This window comes from Saccharomonospora sp. NPDC046836, from assembly GCF_040645195.1.
Taxonomy (GTDB): domain Bacteria; phylum Actinomycetota; class Actinomycetes; order Mycobacteriales; family Pseudonocardiaceae; genus Prauserella_A.
This window is the reverse complement of sequence record NZ_JBEYXW010000042.1, coordinates 22,650-48,599: the sequence shown is the minus strand read 5'-3', so window position 1 is coordinate 48,599 and position 25,950 is coordinate 22,650. Positions and strand designations below refer to the sequence as shown.

Here is a 25,950-nt window from a genome sequence, read left to right as displayed (position 1 = left end):
TCACGTAAGGTGCCCGCGACCACCGGCAGTTCCGCCGGCATCGGCGCACCAGAGGTACTGACCGAGGGAGTAAGCGCCCGGGCGTGGGCGACCATCCGACGAGCGTCGACCGGATTGAGGTTGAACATCTCCCGCACCAGCCCACCCACGCCGACATATCCCAGTGTCCCGGCCACGCCACGGGCATCGATCTCCGCGATGAACGCCAACTCCCGGGCATAGCTCTCCCGACGGCCCTGCTCCAACTCCCGCAGGCCGTCGACAAGTTCCTTATCCCCCAACGAAGACTCGGGGATCGCGTTCCCGATCACGCATCCAGTGTAGCACAGGACTCGAACATGTGTTCGACAAATCTGCCATGGTGTGCGTCAGACTTTGTGGCAGGGTCCGCGATTGGGGTCACGGAGGGTGCCAGGGTGAGCAGACAGCGCAAACCGTCCCGGCAGGTGCAGGTGGACGAGCAGATCCAGGTCGTGTTGGCGGTGTTGAGGGCGAGCTGTCGCTGGCCGATCGAGGTGGACACCGACAGCGGCCCGTGCTTCCGCGGCGGCACCTTCTTCGAGGCGTTCACCGGTGACGACCCGCTGCTCCGACACGTCCGTACCAGGGTGAGGAGGCCGCAGACCAACGGCGTGGTCGAGCGGTTCTTCGGCACCCTGAAGTACGAACACCTCTACCGCGCGATCATCGGCGACGGCAATGCCCTCGCCGTCGAGATCAACCAGTTCCGCTCGGAACACAGCGCTACGAGATCCTTGGGTGGCCCGAAGCCCGGGCCGATCCGAGGTTGGGGTACTCAGCGCCTGGTCTGGTACCTGGTCAGGAGCACGCCGCCGGGGAATGTCCGGGTCTCCAGCAGGGTTAGGTTCACCCAGTTGTCCAGGGCTGTGAAGAACGGCGTGCCGCCGCCCACCAGGACCGGATGGGTGACGATCGCGTACTCGTCGATCAGCCCGGCCCGCATCGCCGCTGCGGCGAGTGTGGCGCCGGCGATGTCCATGGGGCCGCCGTCGTCGGCTTTGAGCCTGGTGATCTCGGTGACCGCGTCGCCGGTGACCAGGCGGGTGTTCCAGTCGACCGTGCTGATCGTGGAGGAGAACACCACCTTCGGCATGTCCCGCCAGCGGCGGGCGTACTCGATCGTCGCCGGTGTGGCACCCGGCTGCTGGTCGGCGGTCGGCCAGTGGGAGCTCATCCCCTCCCACAGTTTGCGCCCGTACAGCGCCAGGCCCGTCGCCCCCACCCGGTCGGACCACCACTGGAACCACTCGTCGCTCGGCACACTCCAGCCGAGGTCGTCGCCGGGCGCGGCGATGTAGCCGTCCAGGCTCATGTTCATGCCAAAGGTCAGTTTCCGCATGGCGTCAGCCTCCCGTGAGTCGGTATTCGGCGTACAGACCAGCACGGCGCGCAAAACTCATCGGTCAGGCCACACTCATGTCATGCGAGACCTCGACCCGTTCGGCTGGCAACAATGATGAATCCGGAGTCCCGGTGAACAGCACGCGCCACTATCGTGGACCGATGGCGTCGGTCAAGCAGGTCCAAGTCACCTTCGACTGCGCAGAACCTGAGCGCGTCGCTCGTTTCTGGTGCGAGGTGTTGGGGTACGTCGTACCGCCGCCACCGAAGGGTTTTGCTACCTGGGACGATTTCGATCGCTCCCTGCCGCCCGAGCATCAGGGTTCGGCGTTCGCCTGCATTGATCCCTCAGGTGTGGGCCCGCGACTGTTCTTCCAGCGTGTTCCCGAAGGCAAGGTCGTCAAGAATCGGCTGCATCTTGACGTGCGGGTCGGCACCGGGCTCGTGGGTGAAGAGCGCCTCGCCACACTCGAGGCCGAGTGCGCACGACTGGTCGCGCTCGGCGCGGTACGCGTGCGACTGCTGCGTGCCGATGGCGTCAACGAGTCGTGCATCGTGATGCAGGACATCGAGGGCAACGAGTTCTGTCTCGACTGAGGGGCCGCGAACGCGTCCTCGCTGGCGAGAGCGGTGTCGCGGCGCTGGCCAGGGTGGCGCGCCGGGACGGCGGCACCGGACCCGACACAGTGCGTCCCGCCGATCAGATCTGGACGCCGGGCCGGTGCTGGGGTCCGCGTGGGCCGTAGTCGACCTCCGCCATTCCGTGGCCGGCGTCGATGACGGCCTGCGGGGCGTCGTATTTGTCCATGACCGCCTCGATGAAGATCATGCTGTCGTGCGGGGCTGCCAGCGCTTCCTGTAGTTCGGCCGTGGTCCTCACGACGAATGTCCTGGCGGTCGTCCCCGGGTGCAGGACCTTCGGCAGTTCGGCATAGGCCCAGTTGGCGACGTCGTTGAAGTGCCCGTCCTTACCGCAGATGGTGCGCTCGACCGTGTAGCCGCCGTTGTTGATCAGGAAGATGATGGGCTTCAGGTCGTGCCTCAGCATCGTCGACACTTCCTGGGCCGTGAGCTGGAACGACCCGTCGCCCACGAAGAGCAGGTGGCGCCGCTCCGGCGCGGCCAGGAGCGTGCCCAGTACCGATCCGACCGTGTAGCCGATCGAGCCCCAGACGGCCTGGGTGATGAAGGAGCAGCGTGGCGGGAGCTGCAGCCCCCAGCCGCCCGCCTCGGAGGTGCCGTCCTCGGCGATGAGCACATCGCCCTCGCGAACGAAGTCCTGGATCATGGCCCAGTACGCGGCCTGCGTGAGTGGGCCGGACGGCACCGTCGTGGTCGGTTCGTGGGTCTCGTCAGCCATGCGGCGGGATACCGGTTGACGTGATGGGACGCTGTCGGCGACCCGGCGGAGCAGTTCCTTCAGGTAGACGGCTTGGTAGTTGTCCGGGCCGATGTCAACGGAGTCACCACGGGCGTCGATCCGTTCCGCGGGAAGAGCGTCGTTGAACCCGCCTGAGGTCGTGTCGACCCGCCGCACACCGACCGCCAGGAGGCCGTCGCTGGTCTCCACCGCGTCGCGGACGTCGGGCTTGCTGCCTACCCCCGCGTACAGGCCGAGGAAGTGCGGGTTGGTCTCGTCGATGACTCCCTTGGCGGTATTGATGGCGGCGATGGGGATCTGCAGCTTGCCGGCTATCTCCTCCAGTTCACCGCTCACACCGAAGCGGTCCGCGTCGAGGTCCATGAGGATCGCGGGCGAACGCGCGCTGGCGAGCCGGGCCACGATGGAGTCGGCGCACGTGCGCAGCCGTTCGGGATCGCTCGGCGGCATCGCGAGTTCCAGCGGCTCCGCCGGAACCTCGACATTCAGGTAGGCGATATCTGAGGGCAGTTCCAGGTAGACCGGCAACTTGCGTTGCCAGGCGGTGAGGATGAGCCGGTCGATCTCGGCCGCTGCGTTCCGTGGCGTCAACCGAGTCTGTGCCGCCGTGACCTGGGCGTAACCGCGCAGGACAGAGTCGTAGTCGGTGTCGGCGGTCGTGTGGTGCATCAGCAGGCCGCGGTCCAGCGACTTCAGCGGAAGCGACCCGCAGACGCAGACGACGGGGACGTGCTCGCTGTAGGCGCCGGCAACGCCGTTGATGGCGCTCCATGCTCCGACACCTTGAGTCACGACGAGACCCGAGAGGCCGTTGAGGCGCGCGTACCCGTCGGCCGCGTAAGCGGCGTTCAACTCGTTGCAGTTGCCGACCCAGACGAAATCGCCGCCGTCTTCCATCTGCAGCAGGAACTCGAGGTTGAAATCGCCGGCGACCCCGAACAGGTGCGCGATACCCGCCTCACGCAACCGCCGCAGCAGGAAGTCCCCGACGGTCTGGCTGGTCACTGTCGAGTGCGCGGTCGTAGTAGTCACGATTCCTCCTCTCACTCCCGCTCCCTGGGGGCAGGGTGGCATCGGCCACCGGACGTGACTCCACCTCTTCAGGGTGAGATACGGCTGGCCAAAAAAAACTTCGGCCGGCGATGTCGAGAACCCGCGACCGGCTCCGTCCCCGTGGTGAATGCGACCAGAATGGGTCGCACCAGCATCGAGGAGAAACACGATGGCCAAGTACTTGCTGCTCAAGCACTACCGCGGCGCCCCGGCTCCGGCCAACGACGTGCCGATGGACCAGTGGACGCCGGAGGAGATCTCGGCGCACGTGCAGTACATGAACGACTTCGCGGCCCGGCTCGAGAAGACAGGCGAGTTCGTAGACGGTCAGGCGCTCGCGCCCGAGGGGACGTGGGTCCGGTACGACGGCGAGGGGCGCCCGCCGGTCACCGACGGGCCGTTCGCCGAGACCAAGGACCTCATCGCCGGTTGGATGGTGATCGACGTCGACAGCTACGAGCGCGCTGTCGAGCTGGCCGGGGAGCTGTCGGCCGCCCCTGGGGCGGGTGGGGAGCCGATCCACGAGTGGCTCGAGCTGCGCCCGTTCTACGGCGTGTCGCCCACCATCACGGAGTGACCTCACCGATGGACGAGGCCCTGCTCCGAAGCCTCACGCCGAGCGTGCTCGGAATCCTCGTCCGCCGCGGAGCCGACTTCGCGGCGGCCGAGGACGCCGTGCAGGACGCGCTGGTGGAGGCGGTCCGCGCCTGGCAGGCCGACCCACCGCGAGACCCGAAGGGCTGGCTGGTCACCGTGGCCTGGCGCCGGTTCCTCGACGCGACCCGGGCGGACACTGCCCGCCGCCGGCGTGAGGACCTTGTCGACGCGGAGCGAGGCTCGCCGAGCGACCATGACGCCGAGCCGGCACCGACACCCGCGGTGGACGACACGCTCCAGCTCTACTTCCTGTGCGCCCACCCGTCGCTGACGCCGTCGTCCGCGGTCGCGCTCACGCTGCGCGCCGTCGGCGGGCTGACCACCCGCCAGATCGCGCAGGCCTACCTGGTGCCCGAGGCGACCATGGCGCAGCGCATCAGCCGTGCCAAGCGCACCGTCTCGGGCGTGCGGTTCGACCAGCCCGGCGACGTCGCCACCGTGCTGCGCGTCCTCTACCTGGTCTTCAACGAGGGCTACTCCGACAGGGCCGATCACGTCAACCTCGCCGCAGAGGCCATCCGGCTCACCCGGCAGCTCACGGCCGCGATCGACCACCCCGAGGTCGCCGGGCTGCTCGCCCTCATGCTGCTCCACCACGCCCGGCGCGCCACCCGGACCGCACCCGACGGCAGCGTGGTACCGCTCGTCGAGCAGGACCGCGGCCGGTGGGACACCGACTTGATCGCCGAGGGCGTCGAGATCCTGCAGGCGGCCCTCGCCCGCGACCGGCTGGGCGAGTTCCAGGCCCAGGCCGCCATCGCGGCACTCCACGCTGACGCGCCCACCGCCGAGGAGACCGACTGGGTGCAGATCGTCGAGTGGTACGACGAGCTCGAACGACTGACCGACAGCCCGGTCGTCCGGCTCAACCGCGCGGTAGCCGTCGGCGAGGCCGACGGACCGCGCGCCGGGCTGGCGGCACTCGCGGCGCTGAATGACTCACTGCCCCGCCACACCGCGGTGGCGGCGTACCTCCACGAGCGCGACGGCGACCTGGCGACGGCGGCACGGCTCTACGCCGAGGCGGCCGACAAGGCACCCAACCTCGCCGAGCGTCACCACCTGACGCGCCAAGCCGCCCGGCTCAACGCCCGCCGGTGACGTTGGCGGGTTCGGCGCCGCAGGCGACGTCGCGCCGCGGACGCTGCCCGGTGACCAGGAAGTTCGTGGCGGCGTCATTGGCGCACCGGTTGTCCAGGAACAGGTACGCGAGGTGGCCGCCCTGGTCGGCGGTGACCATCCGGGCCCGGTCGCCGAAGGCCTTGTGCAGCTCCCCGGCACCGGCGCCGGGTTGCCGGTGTCGAGCGCGCGCCAGATCTCGGCCAGCTGCGGCATGTTCCGGTCGTAGTAGAGGCTGGAGAACGTGACGAAGCGGAACGCCTGACCGTTGTAACCGTCCGGGTGTGGCTTCGCGTCCAGCCGCGCGGCGAGCTCGAAGTACTTCGCCCGCACCTGTCGCGGTGTCCGGCCGAGGCCGTACTCGGGGTGGGCGGCGGCGAACTTCGCGAAGTCCGGGAACCTGTCCTCGACGCCCTGCCCGAACATCCCCGCGAACGAGGAGTCCCAGCCGCGGGGGCCCGTCGCGAGCCCAGCCCCGCCCGGTCCGCCGGTGTTGGTCAGCAGCACGCCCCGGCGCTTGTCCGGGTTGGTGCTGGCCAGGCGGGACACCGCGATCTCGATCGTCTGTCCGTCGGGGTTGCGGTAGTCCAGTGGGACATCGAGTGTCGCGCACTCCAGACCGGGCTTGGCGACGTCCGCCGGGCACGCCCCCCAACTGAGCGTGCCCGGCGTCGTCGCCGCCGACGCGCTCGGCGGGGTCACCGTCGCCACCACAGCGGCGGCGAGAACGGCCAGGACCGGTTTGCGCATCGGTGCTCCTCCCGGGGCAATCGTGCTCAGCGGCGAGGTTCCCAGCGGAAGAGGCGGGAGGCGAAGACGACGGCGACGAGGACCCAGGCCAGGGTGGGCGCAAGCAGGAGCAGGGAGTCGGCGAGGGCGATGCCGCCGTTCCAGGCGTTCATGACGAGTTCGGTGGCCGAGCCACCGGGGAGCAGGCGCTTGAGCAGGGTGAGTTCCTCGGTGCCGGTGATGCCGATCCAACTGGCCACGGCGATGACGCCGAGGCTGACGGGCAGCGTGGTGACCTGGGCGTGCTCGGGGGAGTTGGTCAGCCCCGCGGTGGCCAGGCCCAGGCCGATCATCATGGCGACGGTGGCGACGACGGCCAGCGCCAGGAGCGCGATGTTGTCCGGCATGCCGGTGACCACGCCCAGCACGGTCATGATCACGGCCACCTGGATCAGCGCGATGACGGTGACCGGCAGCACCAGCCCGGTCAGGATGCCGGCATCCCCGGCGGCGGTGGAGCGCAGCCGCTTGAGGAACAGGTTCTGCCTGCGCGAGGCCAGCGTGGTGACCGCGCTGGTGTAGAGCCCGAAGGCGCTGACCGTGAACATCACGATCGCGGCGATGTAGCCGAGGCTGCCGATCTGGGCGAAGAGCTCGTGTTGGTAGACGAAGAACGCGCAGATCGCGATGGGCATCACGAAACTGGTGATGAGCACCGAGCGGTTCCGGAAGATCTGGATCAGCTCGCTCAGAGCGATCGAAAGCATGACTGAGGTCCCCCTTGTGGGAAGAATGCGATGGGCTAGCTGTTGTCGATGGCGCGGAACACGTCGTCGAGCCGGGTCGGGCCCGCCTCGAGCTCTCGCAGCTCCACTGCGTGGTCCTGCGCCCATCGGAGCAGGGTGAACAGGTCCTTCTGCAGGTGATGGGTCTCGATCAGAAACTTTTCGTCGGTCTCCCGCCTGCCCTGCAACGGCAGCGCCGGAGCCGACGGCGGAAGAACGAACTTGATCATCGCGGGCAGCGTCTGCGTCAGCTCGGCGACGGTGCCCTCCTGGTGGAAGGTTCCCCGGTGCATCAGGCCGATCCGGTCGGCGCGTTGCTGCGCCTCCTCCAGATAGTGCGTGGTGAGCACGATCGTGGAGCCGTCCTCCCGCAGCTTGTCCACCGCGTCCCACACCGCGTCCCGGGACTGGATGTCCAAACCGGTCGTCGGCTCGTCCAGGAACACCAGCTCCGGCGTGCCGTACACCGCCGTGGCGAAGTCCAGCCGCCGCTTCTCCCCACCGGAGAGCTGCGACACCTTCGTGTTCGCCTTGCGCGTGAGATCCACGACGCTGAGCACCCGCTCCACCCGGTCGGTGCGCTGGGTGAGCTTGCCGATCAGGCGGACCGACTCCTTCACCGTCAGATCCGGCGAGAAGCCGCTCTCCTGCAACATGATGCCCATCTTCGGGCGCACGGCAGCCCGGTCCTGCGGGCTCTTCCCCAGCACCCGTACCGTGCCCGACGTCGGAGCACGGTGCCCTTCGATGGTCTCCAAGGTCGAGGTCTTACCCGCCCCGTTCGTGCCCAGCAGGGCGTAGAACTCGCCCCGCCGCACCTGAAAGGACAGATCCTTCACGGCATGAAAGTCGCCATACTTGAGATTCAACCGGTCAACGTCGATCACTGGTGTGGAGTTCATGTCTAGATCTCAATGGCACCAGCCCACATCTGCCAGTGCAACCACGTCATCACTTCCCCATGACATTCCTTGGGGTGAACATATGACGCAGCGTCACTGGTGGCCACCGCAGATCGGAACAATACTGGGGAGGCTGACCGTGGACCTGGCTGATGTGGACAGTCGCGGTCCGACTGCGCAACCCGACCGCTCGGCAACCAGGTGAGGAACAGTGAGCCCGACACATGCGGTGTCCGAGGACACCGAGCCGGCGCAGGGACAGCTACGCAAACTCAACCTCACCTTGTTTATCCCGCTGCTTGCCGTCGTCGGGGTGCTGGTGGTGGCCGTCGACGCCCGGTCCTGGTGGGAAGCCCTCGTCCTGGGTGCGGGCGTGGTGGCGGCCCTGGTGGCCTTCGTGCGGTGGGCGGCAGGCGAGGTCTTGCGCGTCGCGCTCCCGTGCCTGGCCGTCACCGCGGTGATGTGGGTCTTCGGAGTGCTGGCCGCCGACAGTACGGCGGCGTTCTACGGCCTCGTCGTCGTGGGCCCCCTCGTCATCCCCCAACTGCCGCGCCACCGAGGCGCGGCAGCCTTTGCGCTGGCTGGCTTCGTCGCCGCAGTAGGTGCGGCTGGGTTGCTGGTGTCGGAGGAGGACTTTCCCGGTGGTCTGATCCAGTACGTTCTCATCCCCACCGGTGTCACGGCGGTGGGGACCGGACTCATGTTCCCCAACAAGCGTTTCTACGACGTCGTCGCGGAGCTGGAGGAGACGAGGCAGCGGGAAGCGGAGCTGGCGGTCATCCGCGAACGCGTCCGGTTCGCCAGCGACCTGCACGACATCCAGGGCCACACCCTCCACGTGGTGAAGCTGAAAACGGCGCTCGCCCAGAAACTGGTGGACAGCGATACCGAGCGAGCCAAACAGGAGCTGCGGGAGATCCACGCCCTGGTCAGCGACACCATCACGCAGACAAAGGAGCTCGCCTACGCACAGCGGCGGCTCAATCTCTCCGCCGAGCTGGAGAACGCGAGGAACCTCTTCGAGGCCGCGGGCATTCAGGTGCGCATCAACCGCGAAGCAGACGTCGACCCAGGCGCGAGCGAACTGCTCGGCCAGGTCCTGCGCGAGACGACGACCAACATCCTGCGTCACGCCCAGGCGACGCGGGTGCGGATCACCCTGTCGGAGTCGAGCATCACCATCGTCAACGACGGAGCTCAGGAAGCGCCGCTGCCCGAGCTGCGGGGACTGGCCGCCCTCGAACAACGCGTCGCCGCCGACGGAGGTGAACTGACAGTCGAACAGGACAACGGAAAGTTCCTGACAGCCGCGGCCTTCTGTGTCAACCGCAAGGTCAAGTCAGGCCGAGTGCTTCGCAACCGCACCTCAGGGGAACGTGACGCGAGCCAGCCACAAGTACGTGACCAGACAGAACCTCCGTCTCCCAAAGCAACCAACACATTGAATTCCGGGGAGGCGGAACAGTGACCACTGTGGTGCTCGCCGACGACGAAGCCTTGCTCCGCAAGGCAATGGCCGCGCTGCTCCCGCTGGAGGGTGAGGTCACCGTGCTCGCCGAAGCGGAGAACGGCGAGCAGGCCGTCGATGCCACCCTGCGGCACCAACCCGACGTGCTCGTCATCGATCTCGAGATGCCGGGTGTGGACGGTCTCGGCGCCGTCGCGGAGATCCGCCGCACCAGGCCGAACCAGGTCATCCTCATGCTGACCCGCCACGCCAAACCCGGAGTGCTCCGCAAGGCCCTCAAGCTCGGGGTACAGGGCTTCGTCAGCAAGTCCGCCGAACCCGCGCACATCACCGCGGTCATCACCGCACTGCACGAAGGCAAGCGCTGGATCGACCCGGATGTTTCCGCGCTCGCCGTCGTCGACGACTGCCCGCTCACCGACCGGGAGATCGACGTGCTGCGCGCGACCAGCGAGGGCTACTCGGTCGCCGACATCGCCACCCAGCTCCACCTCGCACAGGGCACGGTGCGCAACTACCTCTCCAACGCCATGCAGAAGACCCAGACCCAGACCCGGCACGAAGCGGCCCGGTACGCACGCCAACAGGACTGGTTGTAAGACCGAGAAAACGGGGGAGAACATGCAGAACGACATGCTGCTCGTCGAGGACCTGATGATGCTGCTGCTCGACGACGAGACGGGGACCCCTGCCGCGGCGGGCACCCTGCACTACACCCTCGGCGGCGCCGTGCTCGTCGAGCTGGCGCTCCGCGGCAGGGTCGAGACCGAAGGCGGCGAGGGCCTGAACGGCCCCAAAGTCCTCGCGGTCGGGGATGGTTCACTCTCGGACCCGCTGCTCCAGTCCGCCTACGAGAAGGTCGCCGAGCGACCTCGGCGCGTCCAGCCACTCCTGCTCCACATCGGGGGCGGCCTCCGGAAGCCGGTGATCGACCGGCTGATCGAGCGTGGCCTCATCCGTCGCGAGAAGAAGCGGGTACTGGGCGTGTTCCCCATGACCATGCTGCCTGCCGAGGACACTGGGCATGAGGCGGAGCTCCGGCGGAAGATCCGTGCCGTGCTGGAAGACGGCGAGAGCCCTGACACCCGCACCGGGGCGCTGATCGCGCTGCTCTCCTCGAGTGGCGCCCTGCCCGCTCTGCGGCCTCCGATCAAGTGGTCGGGCAAGGTCTACAAGCGAGCGAAGGAAATCGAGAAGGGCCACTGGGGTGCCGAGGGTGTGAGCACCGCGGTGACCCGGACCGCCGTGGCGATCGCAGTGTCGACCGCTGCGGTCAGCATCTCCGTGGTCACGTCAGCGTCAACACAGTAGGGGTGGGCGCTCGCGATCAGGTGTCCTAACGCGACAGACGCGGCGATCACGAGCAACTATTTAGATTCCTTCGATGGCCGGGGCCGAGCGCGCTGCTGGGCTGAACCTGTCACCCGGCAGGAAGTTCACCGACGTCCTGGAATTCCGGGTCGTCGAGCAGCGCTAGCAAACTGATCGAGTTGGCCCTTCATACTTTCGCCTCGTTCTTTCTCCCGAGTACGGCGACGACGAACCCGGCGGCCAGTATCACGATGGCCCCACCGACGCCGGCAAAGGTCTGTAGTCCGTGGGCGGCGGCGTCCTGGACTGTCCGAAGGAGTTCCGGCAGGTTCTCGCCGGCTGCGATTCCTTCGTGAATGCTTGATTGAGCCGCTGCCGCAGCTGTCTCCGGGGCGTCCGCGGGGAGATTGCTGGTCAACGAGGCGCGGTAGGCCAACATTCCGACCGCTCCGCCTACGGCGACGCCGAGTGCGCTGCCGAGTTCGCCCCCGACTTCCTGGGCTGCCGCCGCGGAGCCGGTTTTTTCCGCTGGGGCACTGGAGATGATGAGGTCGCTGATCAGTGCCATGGCCCCGCCCTGACCGAAGCCGATGAGCGAGATGGCTCCCACCAGCACTGGAAGCGCCGCTCCGGTGCCGGCCAACAACGCGAGAGCCCCGGCTCCGATGGCGGCGATGACGATCCCGCCTGTCACGACCGTGGCCGTGCGCAGCCGGTTGGCGAGCACTGGCGCCAGCATCGCTCCGGCGATGTTGAGCACGATGTAGGGCAGGGTCCACAGTCCGGCGTGCAGTGGGGACAGGCCGGCAACCCATTGCAGGTACTGGGTGAACAGGTAGAAGATGCCGACCACGCCGACACCCACCAACAACAGGGTCGCCAGCGATACCGTCATGCCGGGGTTGCGCAGGAGCGCCAGGTCGAACAGCGGGTTGTCGAGGCGGCGCTGGCGGCGCGCGAACAGGGCGAGGATGCAGACACCGAGGAAAGCGATGGCGAGGTAGGACCACGCGGAGCCGGTACCGGTCTCGTGTCCGGCTGCGAGTTCCTGAAGCCCATAGACAACCGCAAGCATCCCGGACACGGAGAGGAAGACGCTGATGAGGTCGATGCGTGCGGGGTTGCCGTCCTGACGCTCGGGCAGCAGCCTCGGCCCCGCGATCAGGAGCAGGACCAGTGGTGGGACGTTGATGAGGAACACCGATCCCCACCAGAAGTACGCCAGCAACGCCCCGCCCAACAACGGACCCACCGCGCCGCCGACCGAGAAGGCGCTGAACAGGATGGCGATGGCGAATCGTCGCTGGGTGTCATCGCGGAACATGGTGCGCAGGAGGGAGAACAGTGACGGCATCAGTGTCGCGCCCGCAATGCCGAGTGCGGCGCGGGCCGCGATGAGCATGCCTGCGCTGGTGGAGTACGCGGCCACCACGGAGAGGGTGGCGAAAGCCGCAGAGCCGATCAGCATGAGGCGACGGGGACCGATGCGGTCGCCGAGCCGTCCTGCGGCGACGAGGAAGCCGGCGATCAGGAAGCCGTAAATGTGAACGATCCACAACGCCTGGGTCGCGCTGGGTTGCAGGTCGGCGGAAAGCGTTGGCATGGCGAAGAAGAGCACCGTGACGTCGGCCGCCACCGCCAGCATCGGCAGCACCAGTAGTGCGAGCCCTGCCCACTCCCGCCCGGTCGCCCTGGTCGGCGCTTGGTGAGTTCGGTCTGTGCCTGGTTCGCTCATCGTGCTGACCTCCCAGAGAAACGTTCCGTATCGATACGTAACGGTACAGGATTACGGAACGACCCGTAACATTGACTTCATGGCCGATCCGAGCGACACGAACGCGCGCCCGGGAGGGCGACCCCGTGATCCGCACATCGACGCGGCCGTGCTGGCCGCCACCCTGGGGTTACTCGACGAGGTCGGCTACACGAACGTGAGTCTTGAAGAAGTCGCGCGCCGCGCGGGAACCTCGCGTCCGGCGATCTACCGACGTTGGTCGAACCGGCCCGCGCTGGTTCTGGCAGCGATCGGCAGCCGCCTCGACGTGCCGACAGCTCCCGACACGGGGTGCACGCTGTGCGACATCGGCGACAGCTTCAACATCTTCCTCGCGGCCTATCGAACCATTCGCCCGGATGCCTACATCGCGCTGTACTCCGAGTGCGTCCGGGATCCAGAACTCCAGCAACGCTATGTGCAGACCGTGGTCGAACCATCTCGCGACGCCGTGCGGGAAACCCTGCGCCGCGCCGTCGACCGTGGCGACTTACGTGATGACGTCGATGTCGAGCAACTCCTCGACGTCATCGCCTCGCTCGCGCACTACCGTGTGCTGTTCGGCCAGCACCTGAGCGACGACGAGGCAGAGAAGGTCATCGAGACGCTCCTCCAGGGTGCCGCCGTTGACTACGCTGCTCTGCTGGCGCACAGCGAAGCACTGGAACGCGAGCATTTCGACAGTTCCGGAGCCCACCACGTGAGCACCACGCACACTTGACGCTCCAGCCCCGCTCGGCTTTCGCAAGAAAGGTCCAACCTTCTACGGAACCATTGACGGCACCCGTGCGTCGTGGTGAATGTTAGTGCTCAACTGAGCAGTATGTTGTGGACGATTCACCAACGAGGTTGACGAGGGGGCTCGGGCAGGTGACGGGTTTCGGTGCGGTTCCCGATGAGCTGCGGGAGACGGCGGGCAGGATCGGCGAGGCTGTCGGTGGCGTGGCGAGCATGGTCTGGAGAGGACCGAGCGGCGACTACGGCCACCCCGGGGTTCAGACCGGCTGGGAGCAGTTCGTCGAGCAGCTGAAGGCACAGGTCGAGGCGTTGCGTGACCAGGCCGAGGAGTTCGGCAGCAACCTCGGCGTAGCCGCTGGCCGGTACCAGGAGACCGAGGCCGGGACCGGCGCCACACTGGCCGGGTTCGGGGACATGATCGCGGACTACGGCGGTCCGGCCGTCGGCGGCGCCATTGGTGGCGCGGCGGGTGCGGCAACGAGCGGCGCGATCGGGAGTGTCCTTGGCGGAAACGCCGACGGCGACGCGAACTCCGGGAACGAAGGAACTGTGTGATGGTTGAACTGGGGCAGACCAACAATCCCAAGGACCTCATCCCGGGCGAACCCGAGGTGATAACCAGCGACCTGCGGGAGCTGATCGGCACCATCACCACGGCCGACGAGATCGGCGGAAGCCTGGGCCGGATCGATCCCGTGCAGTGGGTGGGCGAGGCCAGCAACGCGTTCCGGTCGGCATTCGGCAACGAACCTCCGAAGTGGATACGGGCGGTGGAGGCCGCAGGCCAGGGCGGGCAGTCGCTGTGCGACTTCGGCGATGTGCTGACCTGGGGCCAGGGCGAGGCGCAGCGCGCGATCGAGCTGTACCACCAGGCGCAGGCCGCGAGCCGGGCCGCGGCGGCACGGTACGACGCACTGGCCCAGGTCGCGCAGTCGGTCGGCGAGGCCATCGGCATTTTCCAGGATCCGGGCCAGGCCGCCGCGCAGGAGGCACAGGCCATTTTGGACGCTGCGCGTCAGCAGGTCGAGCAGGCAGGCGGTCTTGTCGCGCGGGCGCTCGGGTTCGAGTCGGACGGTGAGGGCGGGTACACGCGCCCGTTCGGGGAGAACGAGTGGGGCGCCGGTCAGCGGCAGACGCAGCGTCGCTGGGACCCGGAGACCGGGCAGTGGGTCGAGGAGGATCCCGGCGGCTGGCAGCAGAACCAGCACGGACGCAGCTACCAGCGCGAATGGGGTAGCCAGGCTGACGGCCTGCTGCACGACGAACTCCGCGACACGCTCGCCGAGTTCGGCATCGAGATCCCATTCTCCGAGATGCTCGGCCTCGAGGAGGGGCGCTGGGAGAACGGAACCGGCATCGAATGGATGGGCGGCTCCGCCGAGGGTGACTTCGATGCCGGCTGGCTCTCCGGCCGTGGCAAGGCGGAGGGCTCGCTGCTGGGAGCCAATGCCGGTAACTACTACGAAGTCACCGCGGATGGGATCAACGCGGGTGCCAACGCCGAGGCATACCTGGCCAGGGGCAGCGCCGAGGGAGAACTGGACTTCGGCGGCGGAGTCACCGCGGAGGGACGTGCCGAGGGCATGGTCGGCGCGTCGGCAGGGGCCGAGGGCAGCGTCGATGCGTTCGGTGCGCAAGGCAGCGCGGAGGCCTTCGTCGGCGCACGTGCCGAGGCGGGCGGCGAGATGAACTTCGGCGATCACGGCAGCGTGTCGGCCAGCGGCGAGGCGATGGCCGGTGCCGAGGCGTCCGGCCAGGCCAGTATCGGCCTGACCGGTGTCGAGGCCGGTGGTGAGGCGTTCGCCGGGGCGCGGGCCAGCGGGGAGGTCGGCGCCGAGGTGGCCGGTGTCGGTGCCGGTGTGAACGGTGAGGCGTGGGCCGGTGTCGGTATCCAGGGCAGCGCACAGTTCGGTATGGGCGATGACGGCAAGTTCCACATCGGCGCCTCGGGTGGCGCGGCCCTTGGTGTGGGTGGCAAGGTCGGCTTCGATGTGACCATCGATCCCGGCGGGGTCGTCGACGCGGTCGGCGATGCTGCCGGCGCGGTCGGCGACGTCGCCTCGGGTGTTCGCGATGCTGCCGGCGCAGTGGGCAATTTCCTCGGCTTCTGAGCCATTGCCAGAGATTGACGAGAGAGGCGAACAATGGCCACGACACTTCCGGTTCCGATCGAGTTCTCCCTGCCGGAGGGCTGGAGATCGGTCGATCCGGACGAGATCGGTACCCCCGAGGCGGCCTTTGTCGCGCTGCACCCGGCATCCGGCGGTGGCGGGTTCACGCCGAACGTCACGATCACCGGTGAGCTGCGTGAGGCCGATGTCCCGCTGTCGGTGGTCGCGGAGGAGTCCGTCGAGCGGTTGCGGCTGGGCGCGCGCGAGGTGAAGGTCGGCCGCACCAGCGAAGGCGGCACGGCGGAGAACCCCGTTCACACGCAGGCGGTCCGCCTTGAGGTGACTCTGTCCGGACAGCAGCAGTACCTGGTGCAGTACCAGGTCTTCATGGGTTTCGGTGACGTCGCGGGCACCGCGAGGCGGGCGGTGCTGCAGACCGTGCTGACCTCGCGGCTCGACCAGTTCCCGCAGGTGATCGACGACTTCCAGAAGTTCATCGAGACGATCAGGCCAGAGCAGGGCGGGACAGCACCGGGAGGCGTGTCATGAGTGAGACGGCCAAGAGGCTGGTGCGGCGCATCGAGGCGATCGACACCGCGGCCGCGGACAACCGCGCGCGTGCGGAGACCTACCAGCGGATGACCGAGGAACTGAGCGATGTCACGGGTACCGCGACGTCGCCGGACGGCGTGGTGACCGTGGTCGCCGGGCCGGATGGTGCGGTCAAGCGGGTCACCTTCTCCGACCAGGTGCGGGCGGTGCAGCCCACGGCTCTGTCCACCAGCGTGGAGCAGACGATCGCGCAGGCACGCGTCGCCGCGACCACGGCGCAGGCGGAGGTGGTGCGCCGCGCGATGGGCGACACCGACCTGCTGGACAGGGTGCTGGCAGAGGACGCGCGGATGTTCGGTGATCAGCGGCCGGTCGCGGTTTCACCAGCCCGTCCACAACGGACGGATGACGACGACTTCGAGGACTTCCGGGTACTGGGCCGGTAAGCCACAGGGCAGCGGCGGAAGGGGAAAGGTGAGTACGGGCGTCGTTCTCGCGATCGTGATCGGTGGCACCGTGCTGGTGTTGGGTGCGGTGGCAGCACTGGTGATCTGGATCAGACGGTCCTTTGTGAACAACTCCAGGGCGTCCCTCGACCGGTTGTACCAAACGGCCGTGAGTCGCGGTTGGACATTCGCCGAGCGGGACGACTCCTATGTGGCGCTCTACGACCGGCAGTACGACCGGCGCAGCCGGTGGGAGCCGCTCACCCATCCGCCGCGCGCGAAAAGCGCGCGTGACGTGGTGACAGGGACGCACAGGGGCCGACCGTTCGTCGCGGCCACGTTCGACACCGTCTACCAGGGCAGGCACCTGCCGGAGCGGGCGATCTGGGTGGCGGCCCCCGCGGCGCATCCGATGCTCAGCATCCAGCGCGTGGTGGCGGCGCAGAACGTGGTCAACCGCGCGCTCGGTCTCGGCGGCATAGTGACCGGGAACCCCGAGTTCGACCGGCGGTTCGAGGTGCTCACCGAGGACGACCGGTTCGGCCATGCGGTGCTGGGCACCGCGCTCGTGGAGTTCCTGCTCACCGACCCTCGCGAGTTCCGTGGTGTCTACCTGCGCGGCGAGTACCTGGACGTGCTCGACCCCGTTCAGGACCACCGCGACCCGGATGAGTTGGTGCCGGCGCTGGACCTGCGTTGCGACATCCTGGACCGCATGCCCGCGTGGTCGTGACTCAACCGTCACGGCGAAGCCCGCCTCCGCGGGAGCGGAGGCGGGCTGACAGTTACGGCGCGCCGCGCCGTGAGGAAAGGGCGCGCCGCTTTTCAGTCCTCAGATGACGCGCACGCCCTGAGCCTGCGGTCCCTTCTGACCCTGTCCCACCTCGAACTCAACGCGCTGGCCCTCATCGAGAGACTTGAAGCCGCTGCCCTGGATCTCCGAGTAGTGCACGAAGACGTCCGGACCGCCGCCATCCTGTGCGATGAAGCCGAAGCCCTTCTCGCCGTTGAACCACTTCACACTGCCTTGCGCCATGCCTACATCTCCCTGCGGCGCCGTCTTGTCCCCACGGTGAGGCCAGCCGACACCAGATTACGAAGGTACCAGCATGGCAGGCTTCTCTTCGGCCCGCTGGAGCGGGTTCACCGGAGCTTGCCGGACGCGGCATCCAAACCGAGCATGGCCAGCAGTTGAGAGCAGTCCTCCACGTCGGCCGCGTGATCGGCGACCGTCCTGGCCGCGCGGGCGTTCTGGATAGCGCTGTGGCGGTCTTCGACTGCTCTGGCCTGCGTGATCCGCGCCGGGGGCGGAGCGCTCGTGTGTCGAGCCAAGGTCATCCGGCACCTTCCCTGTTCCGCCACATTCACGTGGCTGTCATGACGGGAACTCGCCGTCGCGATCCGTCCCAATACCCATCGTGACAGGCGGAGGCCGCCTCCACTAGTCCTGTTGGATGTCGGTCACCGAAGATGTCAGCCTCGGTCACGTGCCAGTGAGGCCGCCCGATCGCGTCGTTCCTCGAACCGGCGCGCTTGGGTGTCCAGGGCGGTCAGGAAGTCGGCCAGCTCCTTGCGTGCTGCCTCTCCGGTAGCGCCCAGACCCTCGATGTCGAACACCCGCCAGTGCCGCAGCAACGGCCACACCACGTCGTCGTGATGGATCCGCAGGTCGTAGATGCCCGCCTTGGCGATCGTCACCGCCTTACGGGCGAAACTGGGAATGATACTGCCGGGCATCTGAAATCCGATGACCTCGTCGGTGATGGCGCGTAGCGTCGCATCCGGTGCGATCTCCAAGGCCGCCTTGACCAGGTTGCGGTAGAAGACCATGTGCAGATTCTCATCCATCGACACGCGGGTGAGCAGCTTGTCGGCCAGCGGGTCCTCGGTGAACCGCCCGGTGTTGCGATGTGAGATCCGGGTGGCCAGTTCCTGGAACGACACGTAGGCGAAAACGTTGAGCATCGGCTTGTCACCGCTGTCGTAGCCGGCCTGCATCGTCTGCATCCGGGCCCGCTCGAGCTCCTCGGGGTCGACGGCTCTGGTCACCACCAGATAGTCGCGAATACAGATGCCGTGGCGGCCCTCCTCCGCCGTCCACCGGTGCACCCATTCGCCCCACGCGCCGTCCCGCCCGAAAGCCCGCTCGATCTCGCGGTGATAGCTGGGCAGGTTGTCCTCGGTCAACAGGTTGACTTCCAATGCGACGCGCGCCTCCGGGGATACCCGGGACTGCTCCGGGTCCCACGCCTCGCCACCGAGGTCGGCGAAGTCGCGGCCCTGTCCCCATGGCACGTACTCGTGGGGCATCCAATCCTTGGCGACGCTCAGGTGCCGGTTGAGGTTCTCCTCCGCCGTCGACTCGAGATCCAGCAGCAGGCGAGTTGGGTCGGGATGAGTCATGGGCACTCCTTCGAAGAGACTCCAGCCTAACCTACGCAACCGTAGGTTAGTGTTAGGTGAGCGCGAGGCCGATCGTGAATCTGGCCCCGGTCGGAAGACGGAGCCGCTGAACATCCCGGCGCGAAGCCCGGGTGTTTTCGCATGCTCGGTGTGTTCGATGCAAATCGCAATTCGCCGGTATTACGGAATTCTTGTAACGGAAGAATCGCTTTCCGTGGCTGTCCGGCTTGTCGCAGCGAAGGGTGCGGCTTGCCGATCGCTGGCGCTCATGCCGCTTGTGCGTAACTGTCTGACCTTGGAAACGAGACCCGGGTACGGTTAGGCTACGGGAACGTGCCAGGCCCGTAGTTTGCGCTGTTTCGCTTCTTGGCTGTAAATAGCTCGATTTATGTCCGGGCTTGGTTGTTCGCGTAACGGAATCGAACGTGTGGTGGTCACCGGCGCGGGAGTCGTCGCGGCGAATGGAATCGGCACGCTCGAGTTCTGGGAGTCGCAGCTGGCCTCCCGCAGCGGTCTCGGGAAGCTGTCTCGATTCGAGCCGTATGGCCCCTTCACCCCTGTGGTGGCGGAGCTGGAGATTCCCCCTCGCCTTCGGCTCGCCGACGACGAGATCGCCCGGACCGACCGTTGCACCCAGCTGGCTGCGGCAGCCGCCCAGTTGGCCATTGACGACAGTGGTCTGAGTCAGGTCGACCCCGCCGCAGTCGGTGTGATGCTCGGCACAGCCTATGGCGGTATCGAGTCCCTGGAGGACAGTCACCGGGCACTGCTGGAAAGCGGACCGGGTGCCGTGCAGGCGCGCTTCGTCCCGATGTCAATGCCCAACAACGCGCCCGCGTGGATCGCGATCCACCATGGGTTCACCGGACCGACAGGCGTCACGACGAGTGCCTGTGCGTCCAGCGCCGACGCCCTCATCGCGGCGCGTCAGATGATCGTCTCCGGAGAGGCGGAGGTGGTGCTGGCCGGGGGAGCGGAAGCACCGATCGTGCCGCATGTGATGGCAGGCTTCGACCGCCTCAGTGTGATGTCCACCTGCGACGTTCCGGCGGAGGCGTTCCGGCCGTTCAGCCGGGACCGCTCGGGTTCTGTCCTTGGTGAGGGCGCCGCGCTGCTGGTGCTCGAGTCGGCTTCTCACGCCGCTGCCCGGGGTGCGGCCCCGGTGGCCGAGTTCGCCGGATACGGGCGCACCAGCGACGCCTATCACATGTGCCGGCTCGACCCGGCCGCGGTCGGCCCTGAACAGGCGATCGTCAAGGCGCTGCGTTCCGCGGGACTGCGGCCCGAGCAGGTCCAGCACGTCAACGCGCACGGTTCGGGCACGCGGCTCAACGACGCGGTGGAAGCACTCGCTCTGCGCAGGGTCTTCCGCGATCGAGACGCACGCCCGGCGGTCGTCGCGAGCAAGTCGCTGACCGGCCACACCCTGGGTGCGACGGCAGCGCTGGAGGCCGTGGCGACGGTGCAGGCGATCGCCAACGGCGTGGTTCCGCCAACGCTGGGCGCCGACCCGGTCGATCCCGAACTGGACATCGACGTGGTCACCGGGGCGCCAAGGGAGGTCGCCGTGCGCGCCGCACTCACCAACTCGTTCGGTTTCGGCGGCCACAATTCCGTGCTGGCGTTCACCGCACCATGAACCAGGATGTTCTCACCGAGCGACGCGGGCCGGTTCTCGTCATCACCCTCAACCGGCCGCGGACCGGTAACGCGTTCGACCGCGCGATGCTGGGCGAGCTGGCCCGCGCCTTTGACCTTCTGGAAACCGGTTCCGACCTCGCCGCAGGGGTCGTTACCGGGACCGGCCGGGACTTCTGCGTAGGAGCGGACCTGCGAGCGGGCGAGGAGGCCCTACGGGACATGGTGCTCGACGTCGGTTCCGGCGTGCTCGGTCGCGAAGTGTCCAAACCGCTGGTCGCCGCGGTGGAGGGCTATGCGCTGGGGGGCGGACTGGAACTGTGTCTGGCCTGCGACCTCGTCGTCGCGGCCCGTGACGCCAGGCTGGGGCTGCCCGAAGTCAGGCACGGTGGGATCGCGGCGGGCGGAGCGCTGCTGACGCTACCGCGCCGGGTGCCCTATCAGATCGCGGCCGAACTCGCTTTGACCGGCGATATCCGCCCGGCGGAGTTCTTCGCCCGCTGGGGTCTGGTGAATGAGGTCGTGGACCCTGGCACGAGCTTGACGCGAGCAATGGACGTGGCGGGGCGGATCTGCGGCAACAGTGCCATCGCGACGTCCGCGACCAAGCGGATTCTGCAGCAGTCCACCGCCTGGCCACCGGGCGAGGCGTGGGAGCGGCAGCGCGCTCACGTGGAGCCGGTTCTGCGCTCGGCCGGGTTCACCGAAGGCCTGCGGGCGTTCGTGGAGAAACGTGAAGGGATGTCGCCGGCATGAGACTCGACGGAACAGCCGCTGTGGTCACTGGTGGAACCTCCGGCCTCGGCTTGGCCACCGCGCAAAGGCTGTTGCGTGCGGGCGCGGCGGTGGTACTGGTCGGCCGGGACGAGCGGCGCGGCCGGGAGCTCGCGGCGGAGCTCGGTGGCCGGGCCCAGTTCGCGCCCGCGGACACCCGCTGCGCCGAGGCGGTCGCGGCGGCACTCGACCTCGCCGCTACGCAAGGTCCATTGCGGACTGTGGTGAACTGCGCCGGCATTGTGGCGAGCGCGCGGACGGTCGATCGTAACGGCGTCGCCGCCTCGCTGGAGGCGTTCAACGAGCTGATCCAGGTCAACCTGGTGGGCACCTTCAACGTGCTCCGTCTCGCGGCCGAGCGGATGGCCGGCAACACCGTTGACGCAGGGGAGCGAGGGGTCGTCATCAACACCGCCTCCGTCGCCGCGTTCGAGGGACAGCAAGGTCAGGCGGCCTACGCGGCGGCCAAGGCCGGGATCGTCGGCATGACGCTTCCCACGGCTCGCGATCTCGCGCCGGCGTTGATCAGGGTCGTCACCATCGCTCCGGGGTTGTTCGACACCCCGATGGCGGCGGCAGTGCCGGAGCGGCTACGCACGTCCTTGGTCGAACAGACCGCGCATCCGAAGCGGATGGGCATGCCGGACGAGTTCGCCGCGCTCGTCCAGCACGTTGTGGAGAACCCCATGCTCAATGCGGAGGTCATCCGTCTCGACGGCGCCGCACGGGTGGCCGCCGGATCCGGCGGCTCTCCCGGGAACACCGCCTCCCGTTGACCGAAAGAGGTTGTCATGGACGAACTTTCCGAGGTGCTCCGCACCGACGGTGCACCCGAGCTGATGCGGGCGGCCGCTGTGCCGCCCGACTACGTCGCCGCTCACTTGCGGCGCGAGGACGAGGATCTGTTCCGCGGTGTGGCGGACAAGGACGTCCGCAAGGCACTGCACGTGGGGCGGGTACCGATGCCCGAGCTCGCGCCCGATGAGGTTCTCATCGGGGTGATGGCGAGCTCGCTCAACTACAACACGGTCTGGTCGGCGACCTTCGAACCGGTGTCGACCTTCGGGGCGCTGCGGCGGCTTGCCAGAGGCGGTGGCTATGAAGCCCGCCACGACCAACCGTTTCACGTCGTCGGTTCGGATGCCGCGGGGGTAGTGGTCCGTACCGGCGCCGGCGTCCGCCGGTGGCGGGTGGGGGACAGGGTCGTCGTCAACGCGGCCTATGTGGACGATCAGGATCCCTTGACGCACATGGACGGCATGCTCGGCGTCGACCAGAAGGCGTGGGGCTACGAAACGAACTTCGGTGGGCTCGCGCATTATGCGGTGGCTCGCGCCAGCCAGCTGCTCCCGAAACCCGCTCACCTGACGTGGGAGGAGGCCGCCTGCGTTCCGCTGTGCGGTGGCACGGCTTACCGGATGCTGGTCAGCGACCGGGGCGCCCGCATCAAGCAGGGTGATGTCGTCCTGATCTGGGGCGCCGCGGGAGGGGTGGGCTCCTTCGCGGTGCAGCTGGTACGCAACGGGGGTGGTATCCCGATCGGGGTGGTCAACTCCGAGAGCAAGGCCGAGGCCCTGAAGCGGCTCGGCTGCGACATCGTGCTCAACCGCGCGGAAATCGGTCTCACCGCCGACGAGGTGTCGGCGGAAACCACGGTGCGGCTGGGTAAACGCCTTGGCAAGGCGATCAGGGCCGAGGTGGGCGAGGATCCGCACGTGGTGTTCGACCACGTCGGCAGGCAGACCTTCGGAATCTCGGTGCTGGTGGCTCGCCGCGGAGGGACCGTGGTCACGTGCGGATCCACCACCGGGTACGAGCACACGTTCGACAACCGCTACCTGTGGATGGGCCTCAAGCGGATCGTGGGCAGCCATGGGATGAACCTGCACGAAGCGGACGAGATGATGCGGCTGTGCCGGCTCGGCGCCATCGCGCCCACCCTGTCGACGGTCTACCCGTTGTCGGAGGTCGCGGAGGCCGCCCGCTCGATGCAGACCGGTGGGCACGTCGGCAAAGTGGGTGTGTTGTGCCTTGCTCCCGAGCCAGGGCTCGGGGTCACCGACCAGCAACGGCGAGCGAGCCTCGGCGAGGCGTGGCTGGGGCCGTTGCGACGCTGAGCGAAGTCGACGGCTCAGCGCAGCGTCTGGACTGCGTCGTGGGTGAACGGGGTCAGCTCGCTCCCGCGGCCGTCGAGGATCTTCTGCGCCCATTCCGGGTCGGCCAGCAGTGCGCGGCCGACCGCGACGAGATCGAACTCGTCCCGCTGCAGGCGGTCGACGAGCCGTTCGACGCTCGTCACCCCGGCCCGTGCCCCGGGGGCGAAGGAGCTGGTGTCGAAGACGGCGTCCAGCCCGACCGAGCCGACGGTGATGACCGGCTTGCCGGTGAGCTTCTTGGTCCAGCCGGCCACGTTCAGGTCCAGACCGGATTCGGGGAACTCGGGTTCCCAGTAGCGGCGGCCGGAGGCGTGGAACGCGTCGACGCCGGCCTCGGCCAGCGGCTCCAGCAGGGCCTGCAGCTCATCAGGGTTTCCGGCGAGCCTGGAGTCGTAGTTGCCGGCTTTCCACTGCGAGAACCGCAGCAGAACCGGGAATTCGGGGGAGACCCGCTCGCGGATGGCACGGATGATGTCGGCCGCGAACCTGGTGCGCGACAACGGGTCGCCACCGTAGGCGTCGGTGCGACGGTTGGTCCGCTCCCAGAGGAACTGGTCGATGAGGTAACCGTGCGCGCCGTGCAGCTCGATGCCGTCGAACCCGAGCCGCTCGGCCTCCTGCGCGGCATCGGCGAACGCTCGGATGATGTGGTCGATATCTGTGAGCGACAGCGTCGCCCCGGCCCCGGTGGTGCCGTCGAGGGCGACGCCGGAGGGACCGACCGAGGGAGCCTCGGGGAAGGGCGGGTTGCCGGGGCGGCGCTGGATGCCGATGTGCCACAGCTGTGGCATGATCGTGCCGCCTGCGGCATGCACTGCGGCCACGACCTGGCTCCACCCGGCGAGCTGCTGGTCGCCATGGAAGCGGGGAACGCTCTCGACGTCGCCCGCCGAGGGGTGGTCGACGTAGGTGCCCTCGGTGATGATCAATCCCGTTCCGGCCGCGGCCCGGCGCGCGTAGTAGTCGGCGACGTTCTCGCCGGGGATGCCGCCAGGGGAGTGGGCACGGGTCATCGGGGCCATGACGATCCGGTTCCGAAGCTTCGCCGAGCCGAGTGCGAAGGGCCGGGCGAGGGACTGGGCCGCGTTAGAGGGCATGCTGTCGAACTCCTGAGGTAGGTAGCCGGCCAACAAAATGCGCCCATCAAAGATACAGTTGAAGCCGCGAAGTGCAACTGTGACGATTGCTATTGCGGTCGCCAACGATGGAGGGTGGTGCGCCCAGTGCTGGACATCAGGTTCTCCAGTGCGCTGAAGGCGCTGCTGCTCCTCGCGGTTGCTGCCGAGGACGGTTCCCCGATCCTGAGCTCCGCGCAGCTCGCCGAAGGGCTGAACACCAATCCCAGCCTGGTCCGGAAGCTGCTGGTTCCGCTGGTACGTGCAGGACTGGTGGAGTCGGCGAAGGGGCGCGCCGGCGGTGCACGACTGGCGCGGCCCGCGCAGGACATCACCCTCGCCGAGATCTATCGCTGCTCCGTTGGCGACAAACCGCTGTGGGCCTGCCGCCCCGAGGGCGAGCACGTGTGCCTGGTGACCGCGCACACGGGGGAGTACTTCGCTCGCCTCACCGAACAGGCCGAGCAGGCCGTGCTCGGGGCGCTCGGTGACCAGACACTGGCCGACAGCCTGCGGGAACTTCGTAGCATCCAACGGGAATCCGGAAGCCGGTGCTGAACAGATTCATCCGACGAGGTACGTCTCGTAGGTCACGCGGGCGCATGACCTCCTCCAACAGCTGTGTTCACGAGGAGACGAACTGCTGCCCACCGTCGATGTCGTACGTCGCGCCGGTGAGCGCGGTGTTGGCCATGATGTGGACGGCGAGCGCGGCGACGTCGGCGGGGCCGACGACGCGGCCGATCGGGAGCGTTGCCCGCAGCTCGTTGCGGCGCTCCTCGAGTTGGTCTCCGAGCAGCGACGCCGACAACGGGGTGTCGACGAAACCGGCGGCGATGAGGTTGACCCGAACCGGCGCGAGTTCGAGCGCGAGGGCGGCGGCGAACGGAGGCAGCGCGGCGGTGGCGGCGGAGGCGATCCCGAGGCCCTGACCGACGCGCCGGGCGCCCGTGCCGCCCATGAACAGCAGCGTGCCCCCTGGCCGCATCTTGCCGACGGCATTGCGCGCGACTTCGAGAGCCAGCACCGCGTGGTCGCTGATCGCCTCGCGCACCTCAGCCGAGCTCATGTCGAGCAGCGGTCCGTAGCGTGGGCCACCGGCCGTGACCAGCACGTGGTCGATCGGTGCAGGCAGGTCCTGGAAGAACTTCTCCAGTGACGTAGCGTCGTTGGCGTCGAAGGCTGCCGTGCGTTGCGCGCCGACCTCCGCCGCGGCTTGCCTGAGCCGGTCGGGATTGCGGCCGGTGAGGATGACATCGGCGCCCTCAGCCCTGGCACGCCGAGCTGTCTCCAGCCCGATACCCGCGCTACCGCCGATCAGGACAACGGTCTGTCCGGCCAGTTCCGCCATCCACTCGATGCTACGCCCCAGCTCCGCGGCAGGGCGGTTGATCAGATTTGTGTCATTTGTGGTGCCTTGTTCATCTGCTGGCCCAACTGGCGATATGTCTGCTCTTCAGGCTCTGCGTCGCCCGC

At 67.9% G+C, this 25,950-nt stretch carries 28 protein-coding genes and 2 pseudogenes; 18 read left to right on the top strand and 12 right to left on the bottom strand.

The features are described 5' to 3' along the window. On the bottom strand, positions 1-311 hold a 311-nt coding region (locus ABZ863_RS30825; protein ID WP_358542826.1), incomplete at its 3' end, for a DUF222 domain-containing protein. 204 nt (positions 312-515) lie between these two features. Between ABZ863_RS30825 and ABZ863_RS30820 the strand changes: the two are divergent. Continuing rightward, a pseudogene (locus ABZ863_RS30820) lies at positions 516-683 on the top strand (integrase core domain-containing protein); the annotation flags it as partial. A 113-nt stretch (positions 684-796) separates the two neighbouring features. On the opposite strand, the gene ABZ863_RS30815 reads toward ABZ863_RS30820, so the two are convergent. Continuing rightward, a complete protein-coding gene (locus ABZ863_RS30815) occupies positions 797-1,360 on the bottom strand; it encodes a dihydrofolate reductase family protein (protein WP_358542824.1) in 564 nt (187 codons plus the stop codon). Between the two features lie 164 nt (positions 1,361-1,524). On the opposite strand from ABZ863_RS30815, the gene ABZ863_RS30810 reads away from it, so the two are divergent. Then, positions 1,525-1,959, top strand: coding sequence for a VOC family protein (locus tag ABZ863_RS30810; protein ID WP_358542822.1), 435 nt, complete (start codon positions 1,525-1,527; stop codon positions 1,957-1,959). Between the two features lie 103 nt (positions 1,960-2,062). On the opposite strand, the gene ABZ863_RS30805 is transcribed toward ABZ863_RS30810, so the two are convergent. Beyond that, complete coding sequence (locus ABZ863_RS30805) at positions 2,063-3,775, bottom strand: thiamine pyrophosphate-binding protein (protein WP_358542819.1); 1,713 nt, start codon at positions 3,773-3,775, stop codon at positions 2,063-2,065. Between the two features lie 190 nt (positions 3,776-3,965). Between ABZ863_RS30805 and ABZ863_RS30800 the strand changes: the two genes are divergently transcribed. Then, positions 3,966-4,373 (top strand): YciI family protein, encoded by a 408-nt coding sequence (locus ABZ863_RS30800; RefSeq protein ID WP_358542816.1) that lies wholly within the window; start codon positions 3,966-3,968, stop codon positions 4,371-4,373. A gap of 8 nt (positions 4,374-4,381) precedes the next feature. Continuing rightward, positions 4,382-5,554 (top strand): sigma-70 family RNA polymerase sigma factor, encoded by a 1,173-nt coding sequence (locus ABZ863_RS30795; protein WP_358542832.1) that lies wholly within the window; start codon positions 4,382-4,384, stop codon positions 5,552-5,554. On the opposite strand, the pseudogene ABZ863_RS30790 reads toward ABZ863_RS30795, so the two are convergent. The 3 genes and pseudogenes from ABZ863_RS30790 to ABZ863_RS30780 form a co-directional block, all read right to left on the bottom strand. Continuing rightward, positions 5,538-6,322, bottom strand: a pseudogene (locus ABZ863_RS30790) (alpha/beta hydrolase). The gene ABZ863_RS30795 and the pseudogene ABZ863_RS30790 sit on opposite strands and share 17 nt — an antisense overlap. Before the next feature lie 26 nt (positions 6,323-6,348). Next, positions 6,349-7,068 (bottom strand): ABC transporter permease, encoded by a 720-nt coding sequence (locus ABZ863_RS30785; RefSeq protein ID WP_358542813.1) that lies wholly within the window; start codon positions 7,066-7,068, stop codon positions 6,349-6,351. A gap of 35 nt (positions 7,069-7,103) precedes the next feature. Beyond that, on the bottom strand, positions 7,104-7,988 hold the full coding sequence (locus tag ABZ863_RS30780; protein ID WP_358542811.1) for an ABC transporter ATP-binding protein: 885 nt from the start codon (positions 7,986-7,988) through the stop codon (positions 7,104-7,106). A 211-nt stretch (positions 7,989-8,199) separates the two neighbouring features. On the opposite strand from ABZ863_RS30780, the gene ABZ863_RS30775 reads away from it, so the two are divergent. The 3 genes from ABZ863_RS30775 to ABZ863_RS30765 are packed head-to-tail and all read left to right on the top strand — an operon-like array spanning position 8,200 to position 10,767. Beyond that, the gene (locus ABZ863_RS30775) at positions 8,200-9,456 is read left to right on the top strand and encodes a histidine kinase (protein WP_358542809.1); all 1,257 of its coding nucleotides are present in this window, start codon (positions 8,200-8,202) and stop codon (positions 9,454-9,456) included. Further along, the gene (locus ABZ863_RS30770) at positions 9,453-10,055 is read left to right on the top strand and encodes a response regulator transcription factor (RefSeq protein WP_358542807.1); all 603 of its coding nucleotides are present in this window, start codon (positions 9,453-9,455) and stop codon (positions 10,053-10,055) included. Before ABZ863_RS30775 ends, ABZ863_RS30770 begins: the two co-directional genes overlap by 4 nt. A 22-nt stretch (positions 10,056-10,077) precedes the next feature. Continuing rightward, on the top strand, positions 10,078-10,767 hold the full coding sequence (locus ABZ863_RS30765; RefSeq protein ID WP_358542805.1) for a GPP34 family phosphoprotein: 690 nt from the start codon (positions 10,078-10,080) through the stop codon (positions 10,765-10,767). A 187-nt stretch (positions 10,768-10,954) separates the two neighbouring features. Here the strand turns inward: ABZ863_RS30765 and ABZ863_RS30760 are convergent, their stop codons facing one another. Then, positions 10,955-12,502, bottom strand: coding sequence for an MFS transporter (locus ABZ863_RS30760; RefSeq protein WP_358542803.1), 1,548 nt, complete (start codon positions 12,500-12,502; stop codon positions 10,955-10,957). 79 nt (positions 12,503-12,581) lie between these two features. Here ABZ863_RS30760 and ABZ863_RS30755 point away from each other — a divergent pair, with 79 nt between their 5' ends. The 6 genes from ABZ863_RS30755 to ABZ863_RS30730 all read left to right on the top strand — a co-directional run bounded on the left by ABZ863_RS30755 (position 12,582) and on the right by ABZ863_RS30730 (position 17,121). Then, positions 12,582-13,262 (top strand): TetR/AcrR family transcriptional regulator, encoded by a 681-nt coding sequence (locus ABZ863_RS30755; RefSeq protein WP_358542800.1) that lies wholly within the window; start codon positions 12,582-12,584, stop codon positions 13,260-13,262. A 107-nt stretch (positions 13,263-13,369) separates the two neighbouring features. Further along, entirely contained in the window at positions 13,370-13,834 is a 465-nt protein-coding gene (locus tag ABZ863_RS30750) for a hypothetical protein (RefSeq protein ID WP_358542798.1), read from the top strand. Next, the gene (locus tag ABZ863_RS30745; protein ID WP_358542796.1) at positions 13,834-15,390 is read left to right on the top strand and encodes a putative T7SS-secreted protein; all 1,557 of its coding nucleotides are present in this window, start codon (positions 13,834-13,836) and stop codon (positions 15,388-15,390) included. The genes ABZ863_RS30750 and ABZ863_RS30745 overlap by 1 nt, the downstream gene beginning before the upstream one ends. A 33-nt stretch (positions 15,391-15,423) precedes the next feature. Then, a complete protein-coding gene (locus tag ABZ863_RS30740) occupies positions 15,424-15,939 on the top strand; it encodes a hypothetical protein (RefSeq protein WP_358542795.1) in 516 nt (171 codons plus the stop codon). Next, positions 15,936-16,388: a YbaB/EbfC family nucleoid-associated protein gene (locus ABZ863_RS30735; protein WP_358542793.1), complete on the top strand. Its 453-nt coding sequence runs from the start codon at positions 15,936-15,938 to the stop codon at positions 16,386-16,388. The genes ABZ863_RS30740 and ABZ863_RS30735 overlap by 4 nt, the downstream gene beginning before the upstream one ends. Positions 16,389-16,416: 28 nt before the next feature. After that, positions 16,417-17,121 (top strand): hypothetical protein, encoded by a 705-nt coding sequence (locus ABZ863_RS30730; protein WP_358542791.1) that lies wholly within the window; start codon positions 16,417-16,419, stop codon positions 17,119-17,121. Positions 17,122-17,220: 99 nt separating this feature from the next. Here ABZ863_RS30730 and ABZ863_RS30725 read toward each other — a convergent pair whose 3' ends face one another. The 3 genes from ABZ863_RS30725 to ABZ863_RS30715 form a co-directional block, all read right to left on the bottom strand. Then, entirely contained in the window at positions 17,221-17,424 is a 204-nt protein-coding gene (locus ABZ863_RS30725) for a cold-shock protein (RefSeq protein ID WP_358542789.1), read from the bottom strand. 107 nt (positions 17,425-17,531) lie between these two features. Continuing rightward, positions 17,532-17,726, bottom strand: a complete 195-nt coding sequence (locus ABZ863_RS30720) for a hypothetical protein (protein ID WP_358542787.1) — start codon at positions 17,724-17,726, stop codon at positions 17,532-17,534. 135 nt (positions 17,727-17,861) lie between these two features. Beyond that, positions 17,862-18,791, bottom strand: coding sequence for an acyl-ACP desaturase (locus tag ABZ863_RS30715; RefSeq protein ID WP_358542785.1), 930 nt, complete (start codon positions 18,789-18,791; stop codon positions 17,862-17,864). 427 nt (positions 18,792-19,218) lie between these two features. On the opposite strand from ABZ863_RS30715, the gene ABZ863_RS30710 reads away from it, so the two are divergent. From ABZ863_RS30710 to ccrA, 4 genes are read left to right on the top strand one after another with little or no spacing between them, the layout of a single operon-like run. Further along, positions 19,219-20,430 carry a beta-ketoacyl-[acyl-carrier-protein] synthase family protein gene (locus ABZ863_RS30710; protein WP_358542783.1) on the top strand — a complete coding sequence of 404 codons (1,212 nt, stop codon included), beginning with the start codon at positions 19,219-19,221 and terminating at the stop codon, positions 20,428-20,430. After that, positions 20,427-21,185 (top strand): enoyl-CoA hydratase-related protein, encoded by a 759-nt coding sequence (locus ABZ863_RS30705; RefSeq protein ID WP_358542780.1) that lies wholly within the window; start codon positions 20,427-20,429, stop codon positions 21,183-21,185. Before ABZ863_RS30710 ends, ABZ863_RS30705 begins: the two co-directional genes overlap by 4 nt. Further along, positions 21,182-21,979 (top strand): SDR family NAD(P)-dependent oxidoreductase, encoded by a 798-nt coding sequence (locus ABZ863_RS30700; protein ID WP_358542778.1) that lies wholly within the window; start codon positions 21,182-21,184, stop codon positions 21,977-21,979. The genes ABZ863_RS30705 and ABZ863_RS30700 overlap by 4 nt, the downstream gene beginning before the upstream one ends. 15 nt (positions 21,980-21,994) lie before the next feature. Next, complete coding sequence (ccrA, locus tag ABZ863_RS30695; protein WP_358542776.1) at positions 21,995-23,320, top strand: crotonyl-CoA carboxylase/reductase; 1,326 nt, start codon at positions 21,995-21,997, stop codon at positions 23,318-23,320. A gap of 14 nt (positions 23,321-23,334) precedes the next feature. Here the strand turns inward: ccrA and ABZ863_RS30690 are convergent, their stop codons facing one another. After that, positions 23,335-24,456, bottom strand: coding sequence for an NADH:flavin oxidoreductase (locus tag ABZ863_RS30690; RefSeq protein WP_358542775.1), 1,122 nt, complete (start codon positions 24,454-24,456; stop codon positions 23,335-23,337). Between the two features lie 126 nt (positions 24,457-24,582). Here ABZ863_RS30690 and ABZ863_RS30685 point away from each other — a divergent pair, with 126 nt between their 5' ends. Then, entirely contained in the window at positions 24,583-25,032 is a 450-nt protein-coding gene (locus tag ABZ863_RS30685; RefSeq protein ID WP_358542773.1) for an Rrf2 family transcriptional regulator, read from the top strand. 67 nt (positions 25,033-25,099) lie between these two features. Here the strand turns inward: ABZ863_RS30685 and ABZ863_RS30680 are convergent, their stop codons facing one another. Beyond that, complete coding sequence (locus ABZ863_RS30680) at positions 25,100-25,825, bottom strand: SDR family oxidoreductase (RefSeq protein WP_358542770.1); 726 nt, start codon at positions 25,823-25,825, stop codon at positions 25,100-25,102. Positions 25,826-25,950 lie beyond the last annotated feature (125 nt).